Genomic DNA, 21,174 nt, shown 5'->3' on the forward strand with positions numbered 1-21,174 from the left:
AGAACTTTAATTAAACAAGAGCTTTATTTTTGGATATCCAACGTACTGAAAAAGCACTGACAATTCCGGCAAAAACAACGTACAAGACGAGGTAAGTAGGGAAGCCCTCACTTAAGCTTAATAAATAAGTTGCAATCATCGGTGTTAACCCACTAGCAAATATTCCGGAAAACTGATATACGAAAGAAATTCCTGTGTATCTCACTTTTGCATCAAATAATTCCGCGAATAATGCAGCTTCAGGTCCATAAACGGCTGCATAAAAAATGCCTAACGGAATAATGATCGATAGCCAAATAAGGGTAGTGCTTCCTCCACTGTTTACCATTAGCCAGAAAGCGGGGATTGCTGAGAATCCAGTAACTAAGCTTCCATACCAGTATGTCTTGGTTCTCCCATATCGATCTGAAATATAACCAAAGATAGGAATAAAGAAAATCATGACAAAAGCCGCTACTGACACACCTAATAAAGCGACATTCTGTGAAACATTCAGACTTTGTGTGAGAAACGTGATGGAAAAGACACCCATAATATTGAAGAAAACACCATCAATATATCTTGCCCCCATGCCGGCAAAGATTTTTCCAACATTCCCTTGCCACATTTCTTTTATTGGAATACCTGTATCTTCTTTTCCTTCTTTTAACTTCTGGAATTCAGGACTCTCATCTACATTTAACCGAATCCAAAGACCTAAGAATACTAATGCTGCACTAATTGCGAAAGCTATACGCCATCCCCATTGCAGAAATTGATCATTCTCAAGCATTAGCGACAGCAGCCCTACCACACCAGATGCTAATAAAAGACCTATAGCAAGGCCAATCTGTGGAAGACTAGCATATAATCCACGCTTTTTTTCAGGGGCATGCTCAAAGGTCATGAGGACGGCTCCTCCCCACTCTCCTCCTAATGCAAGACCTTGAATCATTCGTAAAAGCACCAGAATAATTGGTGCTATTACACCAATTTGTCCGTATGTTGGCAAAAAGGCCATTAATGCCGTACTAATTCCCATAATAGTTAAACTCAGTACAAGCATACTTTTACGTCCAATTTTGTCTCCGAAATGACCAAAGATAATACCACCAACTGGCCTTACAACAAAACCAGCTGCGAAAGTTGCAAAAGCAAGCATAGTCGAAATAAAAGCATCACCTGTAGGGAAATATAGCTGATTGAATACAATACCAGCTACAACACCATAAAGAAAGAAATCATACCATTCTATTGTCGATCCGATTAAACTTGACGCTACAACACGTCGAAGCATTTTTTTATCGGGAATAGTCATGATCTTTCCACCTCCTATTTATTCGTTAGGATACTCCATTAAACCAAGTTTACACAGAGTTCCACGTATTTTTTATTCATCATCTAATGACTTTAATTTTGCTTTAACTAGCTATGAAAAGGTATTGGACCCCTGAAGGTCTAGTAAAGATGGTTCCCTCCCTTCTCTAAATAAAGCAGTTTGCTCATAATTCGTTAAAACAGAAGGCAATTTTAACTAACATACAAGGGGTATGTCAAGCGTTTTAGTAACTCCTTATACCATTAGCTTTTGGAGGCGCACTTCTGCCTAAACTTTAGGGAAAGTTAGAGTTTTGGAATAGTCCTTTATAAACCCTCTAAGGGACCAAACCTTGAATTTTATCATTCATATGCCGCCTATAAGGACAAAAATGAAACGATACCCTTTTGCAGCCATTTCGAACGTATTTCTCCAAACGTTAATGATTTAACTTGCCAAATAATGGGCTTCTTGGGATGAAATTCAATATCAGTAAAGGCATTATACCGGACTACCTCAACACTCAATTCTAGGGCGATATAGATGAAGATTCGATTTTTTGTGGCAAACACATTGGAGGGAGTGAATCCTTCGAAGGCGTTAACGTTCGAATAGTAGTTGCTCCTTCCTATGCAGGAAAGAGCAATCACATCTTTATAGAAGGAAGGGAGATTCTTAATAAAATAAAAATCCGAACTAACATATTGATTTTTAATGTGAATTAGTTCGGATTTTCCTTTATATGATATTTTTTATTGCGAAATAGCACATGAGTTAGATTCAATTCTATTAGTCGTTTAGGATTGTATAAAATATTTTTCCTATAAACCCTTTTACTTAAAGCTAAAGCAGACTTTGCATATTCCTCTTTCGTTTGTCAAACGTAGCAATCTCAGAAACCCCTTTTTCCAAAAGCATCGCTTTTATACGATCTGAGTATATCCCAAGATCGTTCGGATAATGGGAATCTGATGACATGGTAAACTTCACACCTTCTGAAATCAGGATATCAAGAAATGTTGAACTCGGGCACATTTCTTTAACAGGATAGCGGTAATAGAGCCCTGGATTCACTTCTGTGGCAATATCATAGTGTGCTAGAGTTTCCGCAACATCCTGATACATATTAAATAATCTCGATTCATCTGGTCGGTAATTAAACACCTTTAGGTTATCCAAATGGGCTATAAAATCAAATAGTCCACTAGAAGCTGCGTTTTTCACCGTGGCAAAATGATTTTGATATAAGGCATGCAAATCATTTTTCTCGAAGTGATGCTTGAGCTTCGGATTGTCAAAACCCCAGCCTTGATTAAAATGAACGGATCCGATAACATAATCAAAATCATAGCCATCTAGTAGAGAGGTTAATTCCTCTTCGCCACCAGAAAAATAATCAGCCTCAATTCCAAGCTTTAACTTCACACCTTTTTCAGCCCAAGCTGCTTTTTGCGAAGTAATTAATTCCACAAATTCATTCAAGTTTCGAACCATAACTTGGTCAAGCCATTTTGCTTGCTTTATACCGATTTCATTCGAAGTGACGTCCATGTATTTCGTAAAGTAGCTTCTTGTTTCCTTAAAACGATAAAGATGGTCAACAATCCCTACTTCCTTGATTCCTTTTTTTAAAGCTTCCTCGAGATAAAAGTCCAACCACCATTTGGAATATTCTGTCGTTTCTAAGCGCTTGCTCATCAAGTCGACTGTCTTCATAAGCCACTCTTTCGTTCCTTGTTTTTCATGAATGGGTTCATAAGAGTCGATTGCTTTGATGGTCTTCTCTACAAAAGAAAGAGAATACGGTCCTTCCTCAAGATGTATGTGGTAATCTACTTTCAACATTCTCTTCCTTTCTATTTAATAATAATGGAATGGTGATCCATTCATAACTATTCTCATACCAGTCTTCTGGCTTTTCCTTGTCACAAATAATCGTTGAGATATTGGAAATAGGTCCGATTTCAAATAAAGATTTTTTATTCAGTTTGGAGGAGTCTGTTAGAAGGATGGATTCCTGGCTGCAAGAAATCATGGCCTCCGAAACTAGAGACTCGTCCATATCAAAATCATAAATTGCATCTCTGGTCAATCCTCCACAGGAAATAAAAGCTCGGTTGAAATTAAATCTTTTTAAAAACTCTACCGTATATATTCCCCGTACCGAAGATTGGTAAGGATTAGTTACGCCGGGAAGCATGATTACCTGTCCAGTTATTCGCTGCTCTTCAATGGCAAGATTAAAACGTTCTGCTGAATAAAGCGAATTTGTGACAATGGTCAGTCCTTGTACATTTTCAAGCATATCCGCAAGATGTGCTGTAGTGGAACCAACATCTATCGCAATGGTATCCCCATCTTCAATTAATTCCGCTGCATATTTCGCAATTATTTTCTTTTCTTCAGCGTGAAGAGACATTTTCTTTTTAAATAATGGCTCCTTATGCAAGGGTCGATAACGAACAGCTCCTCCATGGACTCGAGTCAACTGATCATTCATTTCCAGCTCTGCTAAGTCTCTTCGAATGGTTTCAGGAGTGACGTGATTTATCGCTGCTAAATCGCTCACCCATACCTTTTCCTTTACTTCCAGCTGCTCTAAAATCCGCTGATGCCGTTCTTCTTTATTCATGAAACTACTCCTCTGCTGACAAAAGTTTTACATATCGATTGGTACAATATGATCGTGATGAATATACAGGTCCGTTGTTTTAGCTAGTTCACTTATATTTATTTCACTATTTAGAACATCAACTGTCAACTTTAATGTACCAGCAGTATAGTAGCAGCGGATAGTACTTCCAAGTACCGTATAATCATCTAAATGGGCAGGGAAACTGAGAACGTTTTCGCCATGAATCGGCTTGATTTGAATTGTTTCTGAACGGATAGCATAGGAATGCTTGCCACTTTTTCCTGTGAATGCTGGATGCAATTGCTTCAATTGTTCTGAGGTTAAAATATTGTAATTTCCGATAAAGCTTGCAACGAAATGAGTTTTCGGCTGTGCATACAATTCTTGAGGTGTTGCCTGCTGAACAATTTTACCTTCGTTCATCACGATTACTCGATCTGATAAAATCATTGCTTCTTCCTGGTCATGGGTAACAAAGATCATCGTGATTCCAAGCTGTTTCTGAAGCTTGCGGATATCCATTTGCAATTGCTTTCTGATTTTGGCATCCAGTGCACTGAGGGGCTCATCTAAGAGCAGAACTTTCGGTTCAGTCACCAGTGAACGAGCAAGTGAAATGCGCTGTTGCTGACCTCCTGAGAGCTGATCAGGATAATAGTCAGCTTTATCCTCCAAATTTACTAAACGGAGCACAGCCATGACTTTCTGATTAATTTCCGTTTTCGGTAGCTTTTTAATCGTTAAACCAAAGGCGATATTTTCATAGACTGTCATATTAGGAAATAAAGCATAGGACTGAAATACGAAACCAACATTTCGGTCTTTAGAAGGCAGATTGCTAATTTCTTCTCCATCCAGATATAGCTCACCCTCCTGAAAAACCTCCAGCCCAGCTAAAACACGAAGAAGCGTCGATTTTCCGCATCCACTTGGACCAAGCAGTGTCACAAGCTCTCCTTCCTCAATATTTAACGATATATTTTTTAATACGTTATTATCACCATAAGAAAGTTTTAACTCATCAATCGCAATAAAACTCATAGTATTCGCCTCTCCTCTTTGTTTGCTTCTGGATGCTAATTGGTTAAGGAATCTTCTGTTGGAGGTAAAAGGACCTCGGCCTCGTCCATTTCTGTTAAAGGTTCTCCTTTTTTCCGAAGATTTTTTCTACGCTTGTTAGATGTCATATAAGTTATAAGCAGACTAATTAAGATTAATAGAATAAAGTAGGCAACCATCACAGCACTCGCAAGGTGTCCATTTTCATTCATTCGTCTTAGCATATAAATCCGAATGGTTTCATAATTTCCGCCGATTAAAAGATTTGTCAGCACAAATTCACCGAAGAAGCTTGAAAAAATAAGCAATGTCGTAATCAGTAGACCAAGTTTAATGTTAGGCAAAATAATTTTCACAAAAGCGATAAACTTGCTGGCTCCAAGTAAGTCAGCTGCTTCCATTAGGTTCTTTGTCTGAATACTTTCAAGGCTGTTTCGTACACCTTGATACATAAATGGCAGTGAGCCAATAAACAAACCGCCCACTAAGACAGCAAACATCGGAATCAGAGAGCCTGAATACATTCTAAGAAGGCCTGTAGCAAGAATTACTCCAGGAATGGCATATGGCATCAGGACAAGTCCCTTCATAAACTGATCCACACGCGGGAAATACATATAGACGATAAATACAGTTGGAACCATAATGACCAGTACGACAGCAAGTGTCGTAAATGTCAACACAATCGAGCGCATGACCGCAGAGATAAAAGCTGGGTCCTTCATTAATTCAGCAAACCACTGTACGGTGAAGTCTCTCGGCAAAATACTATTGGACCATTCCGTAGAGGTAGCGTATAAACCTGTTGATACAAATGGGAAAACCATATAAAAACCAAAAAGCGCCATAATGATATACGTGCTGTAATGTCGTTTCTTTGTTCTCATGCAAGGTCTCTCCTCACTCGCTTCAGTAACATTTGCGAGACAAATAGTATTACGATCATAATGACGGCAAACAGAACCGCCAGTGTGCTGCCAATGATTGGCCTTGCGTAAATGTCACCCGAAACTAATGCTGCAATTCGAATGGTGACTAGATTGACGTTGCTTCCAGTTAAGGCATAGGCTGTTTCATAGGTACCCATTCCATTGGCAAACATAATCACAAACGTCCCTGCAATGCTTGGCATAATACTTGGAAGTCCTACTTTTCTCCAGTAGATCCAATTTGTTGCCCCCAGCATAAAGGCCGCTTCTTTCCATTCTTTTCTTATCTTTTTCAATGATGGGTAGATAAAGAGAATCCCAAGTGGAATCTGAAAGTACAAGTACGTGATAGCAAGTCCTTGCCAAGAATAAAGATCAAAGTTATTTAACAGCGGCCATTCCAGATTATCTAGAAAGAGGCGGAATACTCCTGAATTCCCAAGCAGAATGATGAAGGCAAAGGCCAAAGGAACACCGGCAAAGTTCGCTGCAACATTAATATAGACAGTTAATTTATCCTGAACTTTATCCGGGAGGTTCGTCATTGCATAGGAGACAAGAATGGCCAAAACAAGACCCGTCACACTGGAAAAAATGGAGATCAATCCGCTATTCATAAATGCTTGGGTATAGAAGGGATTTGTCAAAACTTCCTTGTAGTTGTCCAATGTAAAGGCACCTGTTGCCTCACTGGTAAAGCTCGATGTAACCATCATTACCATAGGAATAATAAGAAACATAGCTGCTATAAGAAAAAACGGAATAAGGAGCAGTATCTTTCTATTCCACTGTATTCGCTTCATGCATATCCCCCTCTTGCTTCCAGCTGTTCCAATCTACTTTCTGCATTTTCTCCGCCTTTTCTATGCCGAGCATATGGCAAACAAGCGGTGCGAGCTGAAGCTGGGCTTGTACATTTTCACCAATATGAGGTGCCATACAATCCGAAAGAATAAATAACGGGACCTCTCTGTGTTCCCTCATTGTTCCGCCATGGTTGCCATAATCATCCATTCCATGGTCCGATGTCACGACAATCTGATATCCCATTTCAAGCCATATTGGAAGATAAATACCTAAAATGGTATCGATGCGATTGACTGCACGGCGGTACTCGATTGAATTTCCCGTATACTTATGACCTTCATCATCAATATTCATGGAATGTACATACATAAAATCAGGAGCATAGGTACGGATAAGATGATGGGCATCCTGGAATAAATGAGAATCTGGATAGGTGTCATCTGAATAAAAAATGCCATGCTGAATATTATTCGATTCGTCATGCTGAATCCGATCCTCCAACATAGAAAACGGGGCACGGTTATATAACTCACTTACCCAGTGATAAGCAGCAGCTGCCGTTGTTTTACCTGCTTTTTTTGCAAGGGAGAAGATGCTTTCTTCTTTGGAACGCTGTACAGAATAATTGGTATAAATTCCATTTTCATGTGTCGGAACACCAGTCAACAGAACTTCATACAAAGGACGGGAGTTGCTAGGAGTTTCCGATAATACTTTAAAGCGGGAAGCCAATCCCTTTTCAACAAAGTGGTTTAAAATTCCTAATTGTTGGATGGCAATGTCATAACGACAGCCATCCAATGTAATCATAACTACTTTTTTATTGAGCATTGACAAGCACCTCTTGTTGCCATAGTTGTGGTAATTCAACAGCAGTTTGATCCCACGCTGCATGGTCTTCTACCTGTTGAACATTTTCATAAGCTTCATCTGGCAATAATTTCGCCTGTACTTCTTCGGGCAGTTCTACATCACGAATTGGACGAGCGTAACCTTTTGCTAGATTGATTTGTCCTTCATCAGACAAAATATATTCTCTTGCAAGCTTAGCTGCATTTGGATTTGGTGCATGCTTGTTTATAACCGTTGTGTATCCGCTCATTACGGATCCATCTGTCGGAATCGTTACTTCAAAGCGTTCTGGATCAATTTGGTCACGGTAATTCAACCCATTAAAGTCCCAGACAATCGCTACATCAATTTCCCCTTTTTCTAAATTGGCGATGTTTGCCTCCGCAGAAGTCATTCGACCTTGTTCTGCGATTTGTCTGAAATAGTCAATTCCTGGCTGGATGTTTGTTTCATCTCCTCCATTAGCGATGGCTGCAGCTAACACGCCAAACTGTGCCTGTGTAGCCTTGGTTACATCTCCAACGGAAATACTGTAATTGCCATTTGCAAGTTCTTCCCACGATGTCGGTGCTTTTTCTACATTTTGTTTGTCTGTAATAAAGGCAATTGTTCCGGTATAGCTTAACAGCCAGTGACCTTCATCATCTTTTGCCCAATCGGGAATCTCGTCCCAATAAGTGGTTTTATATGGTAAGGTAAGTCCTTTTTCTTTCGCTAACGGTCCAAAGTTAATTCCAACATCACCAATGTCCGCTGTGCCATTCTTACCTTCTGATTCAAATTTAGCTAATTCTTCTGCACTGGACATGTCTGTATCTGTCTGTGTAATGCCATACTGTTCTTCCATTTCATCCCATGTTTCCACCCAGTTGGCCCAGGTATCAGGCATCCCAACACTAGCAATTTTTCCTTCTTGTTTCGCTTTTTCAATGATGGTTTCAAGTGAGTCATTTTCATTTGCTGTAGAGGTTTCTTCAGCTTGAGTCCCACAGCCAGCTAATGCAATAGATAATGAAAGGATTCCTGCTCCAATTAATGATTTTAGTTTTGTCTGTTTCATTTGTTTATCCTCCAATTGTGTGTTTGATCGATGTTGAATAAAAAAACATGACGAAGTATGGCTTAGTAGATTAGTAGATACAGCACCTCCATATTATCTTCTTTATTATTCTAAACAAACATTATTTTGTTTGTTTCATTTTTGTTTAATGTTTGTTTACACTTAATAAATTAACAAACAAATATTAAGTCAATATGGATAGGAAGTAAATGTTTTGTAAATATGTGTTTATATGTTTCGGTAATTACAATATTTCAATCTATTTCTCTTTTATTTTGGTATGAACTTGGAGAAATGTGGTAAAGTAAGCTCAAAACAAGTAAAAGAAAGAATGTGATTTTCGATGACATCGAACCAAAAGCCTAATAAGTTAATCGCCGAGAAGTCTCCATATTTACTACAGCACGCCCATAATCCAGTTGACTGGTACCCTTGGGGAGACAAAGCATTTGAAAAGGCAAAACGAGAAAATAAACCTATTTTTCTTTCGATCGGTTATTCAACTTGCCATTGGTGTCATGTCATGGCACACGAATCCTTTGAAGACGAAGAAGTAGCTGCCCTTTTAAATGAGCACTATATCTCTATAAAAGTCGATCGTGAGGAGCGGCCAGATGTTGATTCTATTTACATGAAGGTGTGTCAGATGATGGCGGGGCACGGTGGCTGGCCTTTAACGATTTTTATGACACCAGACAAAATCCCATTCTATGCTGGGACGTATTTTCCAAAGAACAGCAAATATGGTCGTCCGGGGATTATGGAAGCCTTACAACAATTGCATAAACAATATACAGAAACCCCTGATAAAATTGATAAAATCACAGCAAGTGTGACCGATGCACTTCAAAGAACAGTAACAGCCAAAAGCGATAAACGGCTGACGAAGGATGTACTTCATGAGGCTTATCAACAACTAGGGAAGAACTTTGATTTTATTTATGGAGGATTTGGGGAGGCACCTAAATTTCCTATGCCCCAGAATCTACTGTTTTTATTAAGGCAGTATTATTTTACGGAAAATGCTGGTGCTTTGAAAATCGTAGAGAAAACATTAAAAGATATGGTTGCTGGAGGAATCTGGGATCATATTGGGTTCGGTTTTTCCCGCTACTCTACAGATGAGGAATGGCTCGTCCCGCATTTTGAAAAGATGCTGTATGATAATGCACTCCTGTTAATCGTGTATACAGAATGCTTTCAGATTACGAAAAATCCATTGTACAGACAAATTGCTGAACAGATTATTACCTTTATAAAAAAAGAAATGACAAGTAAGGATGGTGCATTTTATTCGGCAATCGACGCTGATTCGGAAGGAGTGGAAGGGAAATACTATGTGTGGAGCTATGATGAAGTAATCAGAGTTTTAGGCATAGAACTGGGTGAACAGTATGCTTCCGTTTACGATATCACTCCTGAAGGCAATTTTGAGGGAAAAAATATTCCAAACTTAATTGACAATGATGATGCAATGACCGAAGATCTTCAGATAAAGCTTGAATCTGCTCGCCAACAACTCTTGCAAGCTCGCGAACAACGTGTGTATCCTCACGTCGACGATAAAATTTTAACAAGCTGGAATAGCATGATGATTGCAGCTCTTGCGATGGCTGGAAAGGTATTTGCCAACGATAAGTACATTAGCATGGCAGAAACAGCTCTGCAATTTATTGAAGAAAAACTTGTTGTGGACGACCGTTTAATGGCGCGCTATCGAGACGGTGAAACCAAATACAAGGCTTATCTCGATGACTATGCCTTTCTTTTATGGGGCTATCTAGAATTATATGATGCGACATTTGCCCTCACTTATTTAGAGAAATCACGCAAGCTAGCCGACCAGATGCTGGAATTATTCTGGGATGAGGAGAATGGTGGATTTTTCTTCAGTGGAATTGATAGTGAAACATTAATTGCAAAGGATAAAGAAATCTATGATGGTGCCCTTCCTTCAGGTAACAGTGTGGCTGGTGTCATGCTTACAAGGCTTGGTCAGCTGACAGGGGAAACAAGCTATCTCGAGAATGTTGAAGAAATGTATTATACCTTTTACGATGATGTGAAAAAACAAGCTTCTGCCAGCCCCTTCTTTCTGCAAAGCTTGCAGCTGTTAGAATTCCCGACTAAAGAAGTTGTCGTACTCGGTGAAGAAAAGGAGCGCTCTTATTTTCTTAAAAAGCTTCAAGCAGATTTTTTACCAGATGCATCTGTATTAACTGCAGATCAACCTGGAAAATTAGTTAAAACTGCTCCTTATGCCTCTTCCTATAAGCAATTAGGCAGTGACATCACCGTTTATGTATGTGAAAACTTCGCCTGCCATCAGCCTACAACCAATCTAGAAAAAGCTTTTAATATGATTAAAGAAAAATGACGCTTATCCATGCGTCATTTTTCTTACCAAGTCCCTGTGCTCATAAGCCATATATATCTATTTACCGATTCGCAAAGAATTCCTCTGCTTTTTCCAAGAACACCTCTTGGTCTGGCGTTAAATCATATTCTTCTTCAATTGCAGACACTGGGCAAACCGCCTTGCATGCACCACAATCAATACAAATATCTGGATCAATATAAAATTGATCAGGACCTTCTTCTATACAATCAACAGGGCAAACACTCACACATTCGCCTGCTTTTTCAGACTGACAGGCTTCTAAAATCACGAATGCCATCTATATGTACCTCCTTGTATTCTAAATAGTGACTCTATTAAATGATAAAGCTTTCAATCGTACAAGTAAACCCATTGGCTCGAATTCATGCTGAAACCTGAATCCTAAACTGCGAAATTTATCGGAAAATGGTTGGACATTAGTGCTTTTCTTGTAAACTTAGCAAAAACACTGTAAACTTTTGCATTCAACAAAATACGACAATAGAATAGCTGGAACAAAAAATGGACCCTCCAAAGAGAGTCCACCTATCTATTTCTTCAGCTTAGCCAATGCATCAGCCAACGCATTATTCTTAAAATCGTCATCCTGCTTCTTCAAATATTTATTAATATCCTTCTTCGATACTTTGCCCTGTTTATCCTTCTGTCTACGTTGATTAAAGGTAGACAGTTTTTCACGGTGGCCACATTTACACATAAACATCTGCCCATCGCCTTCCCCACGGAGCTCCATTCGTTTATGACAGTTCGGACAGCGGGCATTCGTTTGCTTGGCAATGTTCTTCTTGTGACCACAGGATCGATCCTGACAGACAAGCATCCGTCCATGCTTGTTCTTCACTTCAAGCATCAGCTTGCCGCATTCTGGACATTTTGTACCTGTCATGTTGTCATGTTTAAACTTCTCGTCACTGTTTTTAATCTCTAAAACAATTTGTTTCGTATAACCTTTGATTTCTGAGATGAACTTCTCTTTCTTAAGCTTGCCATCTGCAATGGCCTGCAGCTTTTGCTCCCATTCTGCCGTCAATGCTGGTGAACGCAAATCAGCTGGAACAAGATCAAGCACTTGGCGACCTTTCGAAGTTAAGAAAATATGCTTGCCTTTTTGCTCAATATACATCGTATTGAACAACTTCTCGATAATATCGGCACGTGTCGCGACAGTTCCGATTCCGCCTGCTTGATTTATCGTTTTTGCTAAGTGCTTTTCATCTGAACTCATATATTTTACCGGATTTTCCATTGCTTGCAGCAAGGCGCCCTCTGTAAAATGCTCTGGCGGCTTTGTTTCGCCTTCCGTCAATTTCGTTTGCAATCCCGTAAACGTATCACCCTTCTCTATTGCAGGCAAACGCTGGTCGTCCTGTGCATCGTCATCTTCAAAGCGATTGTCATATATTTCCTTCCAGCCTGCTTTCTTGACGATTTTCCCTTTTGCCACAAAGCGTTCTCCAGCAATATCTGCTATTACAGTTGTTTGCTCATATTCATATGGATCAGACAATACCGCTAAGAAACGTTTTACAACTAAGTCATATATCTTGCGTTCCTTGTCATCCAGGTCTGATAAATAGACACGCTCTTCTGTTGGAATAATCGCATGGTGATCGGATACTTTAGCATTATCCACGACTGCTTTAGAAAGCTTTAAGTCTTTCTGTAAAATCTTTCCTGCTGCTTGTTTGTATTCATCGACTCCACATGCTTTGACACGGTCCTTCAATGTTGGAACAATATCGGTTGTTATCACGCGTGAATCCGTACGTGGATAAGTTAATACTTTATGATGCTCATAAAGACGCTGCATAATTGACAATGTCTGCTTCCCGCTAAAATTGAAAATTCGGTTTGCATCACGCTGCAATTCTGTTAAATCATAAAGTTGTGGTGCGAATTTCTTCTTATAAGATTTTGCAATATCCACTACTTTTGCAGGTTTTCCCTTCACTTGCCCAAGTAATGCATCTGCTTTCTCCTTAGAAAAAATACGTGAGTTGTTTTTCTCATTTTGCCAAACCAGCTTAAAGCCTTTATTCGTCTTCGCTTCAATACCGTAAAACTTCTGCGGCTTAAACTCCCTAATTTCCTGTTCACGCGCCGCTACCATCGCAAGTGTCGGGGTTTGCACGCGGCCAGTTGAAAGCTGTGCATTAAATTTTGTCGTTAGTGCACGAGTCGCATTCAATCCAACGTACCAATCCGCCTCAGAACGGGCAACAGCCGAAGCATAGAGATTTTCATATTGCTTGCCTGGCTTCAATTGATTAAATCCATCCCGAATCGCTTTATCGGTAACAGAAGAAATCCAAAGGCGTTTCACCGGCTTTTTGACATGTGCTTTTTCTAAAATCCAACGAGCAACAAGCTCCCCTTCCCGTCCAGCATCTGTTGCAATAACTACTTCCCCAACATCTTTACGATTTAGTTGTGTTTTAACAGCACTGAATTGCTTGCCTGTTTTTTTCATAACAACAAGCTTTAAATGATTTGGAAGCATTGGTAACTTATCCAAGCGCCACTCTTTATATTTCTCATCATAGGCTTCTGGGTCTGCTAATGTAACAAGATGCCCCAACGCCCATGTAACGATATATTTTTGTCCTTCCAAATAGCCGTTTCCTTTTTTACTGCACTTCAACACACGTGCAATATCACGGCCAACGGAAGGTTTCTCTGCAAGTACTAAAGTTTTGCTCATGTAGAATTCTCCTTTAAAAACATCTATTGTTACTTTACCACAGTTGGGACATCTATGCAGAGCTAATCCTATCTTTTTTTGAGTGCGTATTGCCATTAAATCACCATATCAGTGAAGCCTCTTACACTCATATCGTTTAGTACCCATTATGTTGCCCTTCTCCAATTTTAAAGCACACCACGAATGTTGTTGCCATACACTATGTTAGATTCTCTGTAAAGGACTGAATCGATATGCTCATCTTTATTGGATTATTGTTATTAGTCATTGCAGTTAGTATCGATAGCTTTGGAGTAGGAGTAACATACGGCATGCAAAAAATCAGGGTACCAGTTATTGCTTTAATCATTATTATGGTCTGTTCCGGTGCCGTACTCTTAACTTCCATGTTGTTAGGAAATGTGCTTGAAATGTTTCTCTCCGTAGAGATTGCGAAAATGATCGGAGGATTTATCCTAATCACCATTGGATTATTTTCACTCGCCAACCTGATTATTGCCAATATCAAAAAGAAAAAACAAGGGTCAGAAGCTCAACCAACGAGTAGGTTTGGTGAAATCACTACAGTGCTTGCCACTCCTGATAAAGCCGATCTAGATAATTCTGGAACCATCTCTGTCAGTGAGGCACTGCTGCTTGGATTTGCCCTAGCTCTCGATGCATTTGGTGCAGGAATTGGAGCGTCTTTACTTGGTTACTCTCCAATTATTACGGCTGTTCTTATTGCAGGAATGAGTGGTATTTTTCTCTCATTCGGCATGAGAATTGGGTTGTTATTGGCGAAGAATAAAAAGCTTCAAAAATTATCATTTCTTCCTCCGACCTTGCTTATTGGGCTTGGTATATTAAATCTGATTTAATTTCGAATATTCTAACCATCAATAGATTTACCTGTGATACACTGGAGGCAAAAAGAGAGTTTCGAGGTGGATCATGAAAAAGGATTCTTTTACGATAATAACGGTTATTATTCTTGCATTCGTATCCATGTTCACAGGGGAAATCGTAACGATGGTTATGCTTGGATTCATTTTAATTAGTTTACAAAATATCCACAACACGTTAAAGGAACTGCTTGTTTTACAACAGGAGAAACAAGACTAGTTCTTAAGATAAAACGCTAAGCGCTTGAAGGCTTAGCGTTTTTCTGTTATAAAGCTTTGACTAATCCACCATCCACCACTAATGTCTGTCCAGTAATATACGTATTTGCGGCTGATGCTAAAAAGACAACTGGTTTTGCGAATTCTTCTGGTTGGCCAAAGCGGCCCATTGGAATGCTTAATTCAGATTCCTCCATCAATTCCTCCGCCGAAATTCCAGCTTTGTCTGCATTCAATTGATTAAGCTGAATGATCCGGTCTGTTTTTATCGTTCCCGGTCCAACCGTATTGACTAAAATATTATATTCACTTAATTCTTGTGCCAGTGACTTGGATAAACCAACAATCCCCGGCCGCATTGTATTCGATAACACCAAATTGTCGAGGCTTTGCTTAATGGAAGAGGATGCGATATTAACAATCGCTCCCCGGTTTTGTTTTCTCATATGAGGTACAACCGCTCGTATTGTACGAACAAAGCTTAATAAGTTCAGTTCAAATGCATGATACCAATCCTTATCAGTCATATCTAAAAATCTTCCCGCCGGTGGGCCGCCTGTATTATTAATTAGTATATCTACCGTTCCGTTCCATTCGACTGCCTTTTCGACAAGATTCGTTATATCATCTGCATTTTTCATATCACAGACAGCCCAATCAATATTGGCATTCCCTGTTTCTTTTTTTAATTCTTCTGCCGTTTCTTCTAGCGATTCTATGGTCCTACTGCTTAGTAATACATGGGCACCCTCACGCGCAAATTCAGTTGCAATTGCTTTTCCTAAGCCCTTGCTTGCAGCTGTTACAATAACTGACTTCCCTTGTAAACCTAAATCCATCCTACAACTCCCCTTTGGTCTTTTAATTGTTATATCCACATTATAATTGGCTCAGAAGTAGATTCCAAATATTCTTTGTTCTTTGTCTTCTGAAAAACACTTACTTGACACCTATGTCCAGAACAAAGGCGTAAGCGCCCGTTTAGCAACGTACAAACTGGAGCGCTCCGCAATGAGATAAAGGAAACATGCCCCTTTAGGGGTATGCCGACGTTGGCGAAAGCCGTTTTTAGTCGGCACTTCCTTTAACTTGATTAATGAAGTTCAACTATGTTGAACGTTATCGTAGTGGAGGAGTGTGAAGTTTGGGACTGCGCAATGCTCGTCCCACTAAAAGATCTGCTAGTTGCTGGGAGCTGGAGCCGGACGTGGCTTTTCTTAATGATAAGAAATATCCACAGGTCGTTCATTTTATAATTTCCTAGACTACAAAAAATCGCCTGGGAATGATATTTAACTTCACCCAGGCGAATTTTAATTTTATATTAAGTTTAATAGAATGGTAACTGTTAATATACTAGTAACGGTTGCTATAAACGTAATACTCGATACCAATTCCGGCTCTGTATCAAATTCTATTGCATACATGGTCGTTGTTGCCGCAGTAGGCATTGCTGAAACAATCAATAATACTCCACCGATAAGTGGATCCACATTAAATAGATGAATAAAAGCAAAGGCAATTAATGGTGCACCAACCATTTTTAATAGAACAGATGATGTAATCACTTGCCAATCCAGTTTAATGCCGGTAATGGAGCCAAGCTGCATGCCAAGCATTATCATCATGACAGGAATCGCTGCATTTCCAACCATGGATAGTGTGTCATGTACTGACGATGAAATAGTTATATCAAATGCCTGAAATAGAAAAGCAAGAATCATTGCATAGGTGGTCGGCATCTTCATCACATTTTTTAGTGCTCTTGTCATACCACTTGAGCTGCGAGATGCGTAATACACACCGAAGAAATTATTCTGTAAGCCTTGAACCACCATAATAAACACCCCGTACGGAAGTGCTGCTTGGCCAAGACTGAATAGGACAACAGGAAGCCCGTAATTTCCAGCATTCATAAATCCAGTTGCTAGAATTGCAGCACTCTCCGTATTCTGTGACCAATGAAAGATTTTCGCTAGAATCTTATTAATCAGGACCATAATGAAAAATAATAGAAACATATAAACAATAATGATAATATACCCGCTATTGAATTCTGCATCATATAGTGATGTGAATACCAATGCTGGCGACAAAATATATAAGCAGACTGCAGATACTGACTTTACATCTAGTATTCGAATTTTTTGCAGGACAAACCCTGACGTAAACACAAGCATAATTGGCAATATTACATTTAAAAATAGACTCATCTCTTCATCTCCAAACTATATTAAGCAATTCATAGTTTATCATAAATACTGGTTTGGTAGGCCGTTTTCGGTAAATTTGGATTGTGTTGAGAATCCAGGGATAATGATTGTGATGTGAATTAAGGGTGGGGCCGTTCAACTGCTATATGAGATATTGGAGAACTTCGGAGGGACTCCTTTAAGTGAAAGGGTGACGTCTCTGAGTCTCGAGCAATTTTTTAAACTGTCGGGGCGATTTTTAATCGATGTGGAGCAACATCAAGTTTGCCTAATCACGCTTTTCAAGAACAGTATCCATTAATAACTAAATAGACAAACAACATGTACCAATGGAACTTAAAGAAGATGATTCCTGTTTAATACAGAAATCATCTTCTCCTAATGGCATGACCCTTTAATCATTTCCTTTACAAAGGGTACAATATTAACTTGTTATTATCCGTTGTAAATCTTAGTCAGAAAGTTCTTCCAAAATAAGGTCGAATACAAGTTGCTTTATAGTAATTAGTTTTAAAAATCTCTCAATAGCGTTTTGATCTCCACCTTCATTGGCTACATTTAAAGCATCTATTAGCGCGTTTTCTAATCTTACAAATACATTATTAAACTGGCTCATGCTTCCACCTCCTTTTCTATGGTAGTTTATGCTTGCTTTGAGTTAGTGTATAAACTCTTTTACTAATAGAAGATACATTTATTAGAATTTGGGTATGTATTCCTATTAGGTTATATAGAAGGGATGGCATGAACACTTGCAATATATATGACGATAAATGTCAGTATAGCGTTAATGCTTAAAATTAACAGGTTATATCTCCTCGCATTTCCCACAAACTTTCTCTTGTCATAAAAATAACATTTACTTTCAAATGAAGGCTCCACCGTACTTTCCAATGATATATGGAAGAAGGAATTCGGACATCTAAGCAAAATGAAGTTAAATTTAGGAGAAGGAAAGACGAGATTAATGTACTTTTATGTCCGTTTAACCTGAAAAAAGAATTAAGTCATAACTGTAAAGATTATAAATTGGTAGCATGATTAGCAGCACCTTTTACAGAAGGGTTAAAGAATATGAAGCCAATCTTTAATTGTTTAGCAAATAAATCAGTGTATGGTTATTGCTTTTACTTATTCCACCTTTTTGTGGTATGGATAAAAGCACTACTATTACTTTCTATTGTATTAGCCTTTTTCAAACAATAAAGGCTCTCCCCCAATCATATGTATATTTATTTACATTCTATAGTATAAAAAGGAGGGATTAATCTTGATTTATCGAAGTAAACGTAACCGTTCTAACATGGAAAATAATAATGAAAATCATTTCAGTTATAAGTGCGGCTGTATTTACGAATACTGTATGGAGGAATGTAAATACAAACCTAAAAGAAAATGTGACTCTTGCAAGAAACATGATCATAAAACAAGCAAAGAGGTCCTTACTGAACTCATTGAATCTGCCGTTGAAACTGTGAATTCTCTTGCAGATGCTATCAGCGCCGAGTCTCAGGCTATAAGAGAAGGCAATTTTACGGCAGAAGAATTAAAAGTGCTGACAAACAATTTGGAAGATCTGATAAAGCTCGCAATCAAAAAAGAAATTGTTTTGGAATCTTTAATTGAGGATGCTATTAAAGCTTGCAATCTATTAGAAAAATAACATAAATCAAGTGAATAACACTATAGTTGGATAATTTACGAAGTCACATTCTATCCTTTTATAAATAATTTTATGGAGATTATCAAAATTCTTACTCACGTAATAGTGTGCTTGAACATCTATTTTTCGAATGACTTATTGTCACTGCAAATCATCAGTAAGATCTTCTTATACCAGATTTTCAATATTAAAAAGAATACCGTTTTGAAGCTGTTATAAACAGAAAAGCTTCATAGGGATTTATAACGGTTTAAAGCAAAGCTTAGTCAGGATGTTATCGAAAATACTAACTGATTTAAATAAAAAGAGCCTAATTTAAAAAGTGATATATTCCTCTTAAGGAAGACAGATTAAATAAAATCTGTTATACCACGGGGGAATTTTTTGTCTAATAAATTAAAATATTATTTAGTAAGTTTAATAGAAAAACATTTGATAATATTTCTTTCCAGTGTTTCTTGATCACGACGATGCAAATGAAGGGGATACGTTTCAAATTGTAGGAAGTGCGGTGCTTTGTGATATATTTGAAGAACCAGCAATCTTTGATAGCTTTGTAGTATACGATGAGAAGATTCCTGTTACTTGGGAATTTAACAAAAGATCCTTAAAGTTTGTATACGAAAAGTCATCACTGATTGAGATGACCTGCAAAACTGAATTATAACATAAAGACCTATGGGACCTTAATTCATGAGATTTTTAAGAGTTTCGGCGATAAGTAAGGAGAATGACTCTGAAGGTGGAACCAGTTCCCCTTTCAGAGTCATTCTTTTTAAGAGGTCTGAAAAGCGATGCCTTATTGTTCCATATTAATAATCTTTTTCCTCGCAAACCCAATAAGTGTGCTTAGTACAGTGTTTCTTTTTCTTTTTCTTACAATAGCAGTCATAGTCATCGTCGTGTTTGCGCTCGTGTTTGCGCTCGTGTTTGCGCTCGTGTTTACGATCATGTTTACACTCGTCATGATAATCCCAGCTCATTCTCTTCCACCTCCCTTTTAGTAGAGTCAATGCTATACTATGTACGGTGAAAGAAGATGCTTGTATACTAGCACATATTTATAATTTTGGAAGAATGTCCTTGCTTGGAGCATACACACTTATATAAAAAGCAGAAATCTTTTATTAACGTTTGACCATAAAGCACTGGTGCCTTTCAAACGCAAAAACCCCTGCATTATGGAAGGGAATTCTTGTATATTTTCAAGACTACTATTATTTAATTTTTTCCTACGACAACCGCAACCTCCACTTACTTTCTTTGACCGTTTGACATCTTCAGTTGCGATTGGTTTTTCCTCTTGACTGATTGCCACTCTCAAACCACCCTAACAGTTATTACTTCATTCTCCATACTACTGATTAATTACACAATGGATTACTATATTCGGGCCATCCTTCTATCTCTAGGGCATTTTCAAGTTACGTTGTCTTTCTTGCCAAATTTCATTGAAATTTTACTAGAATAAGTAGGCTCAATTGCAGTACTTTTAACAAATACTCTTTCTTTGTTTTTCCTACAAATCTTTCGAACTGGCTATAAACGATTTACCTATCCGGGGATAAAATTGTGCATTTTTGTCAGGGCATCTATCTATTCAAAAGGTTTCTGGAAACATATAAATATTAATGTAAAGAAGTAATCTATTCGATAAATCAGTTAAAGAATAGGTAAACTTCAAAAAATATTATAAAGGAGAATGCATAACATGATGTATCAGAGAGACGATTACTATAAGGAAGAATGGGAGTGTCACAAACCGCATCATTGTGATTGTCATAAGAAGCGTCATCATGATGAGGATAAGAAGCATCATTGTGACTGTGATAAAAAGCGTCATCATGATGAGGATAAGAAGCATCATTGTGACTGTGATAAAAAGCATCATCATCATCATCATCATCATGATCATAAAGATGACAAACCAAAATGTAAAGGAAAGTTTTGTGAGGAGTTTTGGGAACATGTCACACCAGGTACTGAAGTTGAAGTTACAATAAAAGGTGGCGCCGAATTTGACGACCTTAAATTTATAAGCTTTGACCCAAGAACTTGTCTTGTTGCTTTCGTTGAAGAAAATGACGATGACTGTAAACCTTGTTTTATAAATTGTGAGGATATCGCTACTGTTTGTTTCGACGACTAGATTTTCCTTTTAAAAACCAAGTTATAGTAATATAAATTTTTTGTTATAACCGCATCCATGTAAAATAAACGTCAAATACGCTCACCTATTTTTGATATGCTCCCCTTTAAGTAAACAGATTAAAAATCTGAATACTTAGAGGGGAGTATTTTCTACGGACCTGGTATGTGCACCTGTTAACTTAATACCAAGTCCTGTCAATATTTACGGGTTATCATACCATTTCCAAAATTAAGGCACACAGCTGTCACAAACAGAATTATTCATGTAACCAATACGCTAGTGATAATTCTTATAAATGCTAT

General features: G+C 38.3%; 20 protein-coding genes. 5 read left to right on the plus strand and 15 right to left on the minus strand.

What is annotated here, in order from left to right:
* Positions 1-10: 10 nt before the first annotated feature.
* The 8 genes from D8M04_RS05830 to D8M04_RS05865 all read right to left on the minus strand — a co-directional run bounded on the left by D8M04_RS05830 (position 11) and on the right by D8M04_RS05865 (position 8,639).
* The gene (locus D8M04_RS05830) at positions 11-1,297 is read right to left on the minus strand and encodes an MFS transporter (protein ID WP_121521973.1); all 1,287 of its coding nucleotides are present in this window, start codon (positions 1,295-1,297) and stop codon (positions 11-13) included.
* An 843-nt stretch (positions 1,298-2,140) separates the two neighbouring features.
* Positions 2,141-3,139: a histidinol phosphate phosphatase domain-containing protein gene (locus D8M04_RS05835; protein ID WP_121521974.1), complete on the minus strand. Its 999-nt coding sequence runs from the start codon at positions 3,137-3,139 to the stop codon at positions 2,141-2,143.
* On the minus strand, positions 3,111-3,929 hold the full coding sequence (locus tag D8M04_RS05840) for a DeoR/GlpR family DNA-binding transcription regulator (protein WP_121521975.1): 819 nt from the start codon (positions 3,927-3,929) through the stop codon (positions 3,111-3,113). Before D8M04_RS05840 ends, D8M04_RS05835 begins: the two co-directional genes overlap by 29 nt.
* Positions 3,930-3,956: 27 nt before the next feature.
* Positions 3,957-4,973 (minus strand): ABC transporter ATP-binding protein, encoded by a 1,017-nt coding sequence (locus D8M04_RS05845; protein ID WP_121521976.1) that lies wholly within the window; start codon positions 4,971-4,973, stop codon positions 3,957-3,959.
* A gap of 35 nt (positions 4,974-5,008) precedes the next feature.
* Positions 5,009-5,878 carry an ABC transporter permease gene (locus D8M04_RS05850; RefSeq protein WP_121521977.1) on the minus strand — a complete coding sequence of 290 codons (870 nt, stop codon included), beginning with the start codon at positions 5,876-5,878 and terminating at the stop codon, positions 5,009-5,011.
* Positions 5,875-6,723, minus strand: a complete 849-nt coding sequence (locus D8M04_RS05855; protein WP_121521978.1) for an ABC transporter permease — start codon at positions 6,721-6,723, stop codon at positions 5,875-5,877. Before D8M04_RS05855 ends, D8M04_RS05850 begins: the two co-directional genes overlap by 4 nt.
* On the minus strand, positions 6,701-7,558 hold the full coding sequence (locus tag D8M04_RS05860; protein WP_121521979.1) for an alkaline phosphatase family protein: 858 nt from the start codon (positions 7,556-7,558) through the stop codon (positions 6,701-6,703). The genes D8M04_RS05855 and D8M04_RS05860 overlap by 23 nt, the downstream gene beginning before the upstream one ends.
* Positions 7,548-8,639 (minus strand): ABC transporter substrate-binding protein, encoded by a 1,092-nt coding sequence (locus D8M04_RS05865; protein WP_121521980.1) that lies wholly within the window; start codon positions 8,637-8,639, stop codon positions 7,548-7,550. Before D8M04_RS05865 ends, D8M04_RS05860 begins: the two co-directional genes overlap by 11 nt.
* Positions 8,640-8,982: 343 nt before the next feature.
* Between D8M04_RS05865 and D8M04_RS05870 the strand changes: the two genes are divergently transcribed.
* Positions 8,983-11,016, plus strand: coding sequence for a thioredoxin domain-containing protein (locus D8M04_RS05870; protein ID WP_121521981.1), 2,034 nt, complete (start codon positions 8,983-8,985; stop codon positions 11,014-11,016).
* 61 nt (positions 11,017-11,077) lie between these two features.
* On the opposite strand, the gene D8M04_RS05875 is transcribed toward D8M04_RS05870, so the two are convergent.
* Complete coding sequence (locus D8M04_RS05875) at positions 11,078-11,317, minus strand: ferredoxin family protein (protein WP_121521982.1); 240 nt, start codon at positions 11,315-11,317, stop codon at positions 11,078-11,080.
* A 252-nt stretch (positions 11,318-11,569) separates the two neighbouring features.
* Entirely contained in the window at positions 11,570-13,741 is a 2,172-nt protein-coding gene (locus D8M04_RS05880; RefSeq protein ID WP_121521983.1) for a DNA topoisomerase III, read from the minus strand.
* Positions 13,742-13,974: 233 nt separating this feature from the next.
* Here D8M04_RS05880 and ytaF point away from each other — a divergent pair, with 233 nt between their 5' ends.
* The gene (gene ytaF / locus D8M04_RS05885; protein ID WP_121521984.1) at positions 13,975-14,601 is read left to right on the plus strand and encodes a sporulation membrane protein YtaF; all 627 of its coding nucleotides are present in this window, start codon (positions 13,975-13,977) and stop codon (positions 14,599-14,601) included.
* A gap of 73 nt (positions 14,602-14,674) precedes the next feature.
* Complete coding sequence (locus D8M04_RS20150) at positions 14,675-14,845, plus strand: hypothetical protein (RefSeq protein ID WP_187695411.1); 171 nt, start codon at positions 14,675-14,677, stop codon at positions 14,843-14,845.
* 46 nt (positions 14,846-14,891) lie between these two features.
* On the opposite strand, the gene D8M04_RS05890 is transcribed toward D8M04_RS20150, so the two are convergent.
* The 3 genes from D8M04_RS05890 to D8M04_RS19980 form a co-directional block, all read right to left on the minus strand.
* Positions 14,892-15,683, minus strand: a complete 792-nt coding sequence (locus D8M04_RS05890; RefSeq protein ID WP_121521985.1) for an SDR family oxidoreductase — start codon at positions 15,681-15,683, stop codon at positions 14,892-14,894.
* Between the two features lie 480 nt (positions 15,684-16,163).
* Positions 16,164-17,057 carry an AEC family transporter gene (locus D8M04_RS05895; protein ID WP_121521986.1) on the minus strand — a complete coding sequence of 298 codons (894 nt, stop codon included), beginning with the start codon at positions 17,055-17,057 and terminating at the stop codon, positions 16,164-16,166.
* A gap of 451 nt (positions 17,058-17,508) precedes the next feature.
* On the minus strand, positions 17,509-17,673 hold the full coding sequence (locus D8M04_RS19980; protein WP_158595082.1) for a hypothetical protein: 165 nt from the start codon (positions 17,671-17,673) through the stop codon (positions 17,509-17,511).
* Positions 17,674-18,327: 654 nt separating this feature from the next.
* Between D8M04_RS19980 and D8M04_RS05900 the strand changes: the two genes are divergently transcribed.
* Positions 18,328-18,720, plus strand: coding sequence for a hypothetical protein (locus D8M04_RS05900; protein ID WP_121521987.1), 393 nt, complete (start codon positions 18,328-18,330; stop codon positions 18,718-18,720).
* A 799-nt stretch (positions 18,721-19,519) separates the two neighbouring features.
* On the opposite strand, the gene D8M04_RS19985 is transcribed toward D8M04_RS05900, so the two are convergent.
* Together D8M04_RS19985 and D8M04_RS05905 are read right to left on the minus strand one after the other, a co-directional pair.
* On the minus strand, positions 19,520-19,687 hold the full coding sequence (locus D8M04_RS19985) for a hypothetical protein (protein ID WP_158595083.1): 168 nt from the start codon (positions 19,685-19,687) through the stop codon (positions 19,520-19,522).
* Between the two features lie 135 nt (positions 19,688-19,822).
* Entirely contained in the window at positions 19,823-20,038 is a 216-nt protein-coding gene (locus D8M04_RS05905) for a hypothetical protein (protein ID WP_121521988.1), read from the minus strand.
* Between the two features lie 393 nt (positions 20,039-20,431).
* Here D8M04_RS05905 and D8M04_RS05910 point away from each other — a divergent pair, with 393 nt between their 5' ends.
* Positions 20,432-20,869 carry a hypothetical protein gene (locus D8M04_RS05910; RefSeq protein ID WP_121521989.1) on the plus strand — a complete coding sequence of 146 codons (438 nt, stop codon included), beginning with the start codon at positions 20,432-20,434 and terminating at the stop codon, positions 20,867-20,869.
* Positions 20,870-21,174 lie beyond the last annotated feature (305 nt).

This window comes from Oceanobacillus piezotolerans (genome assembly GCF_003665065.1).
GTDB lineage: Bacteria > Bacillota > Bacilli > Bacillales > Amphibacillaceae > Oceanobacillus > Oceanobacillus piezotolerans.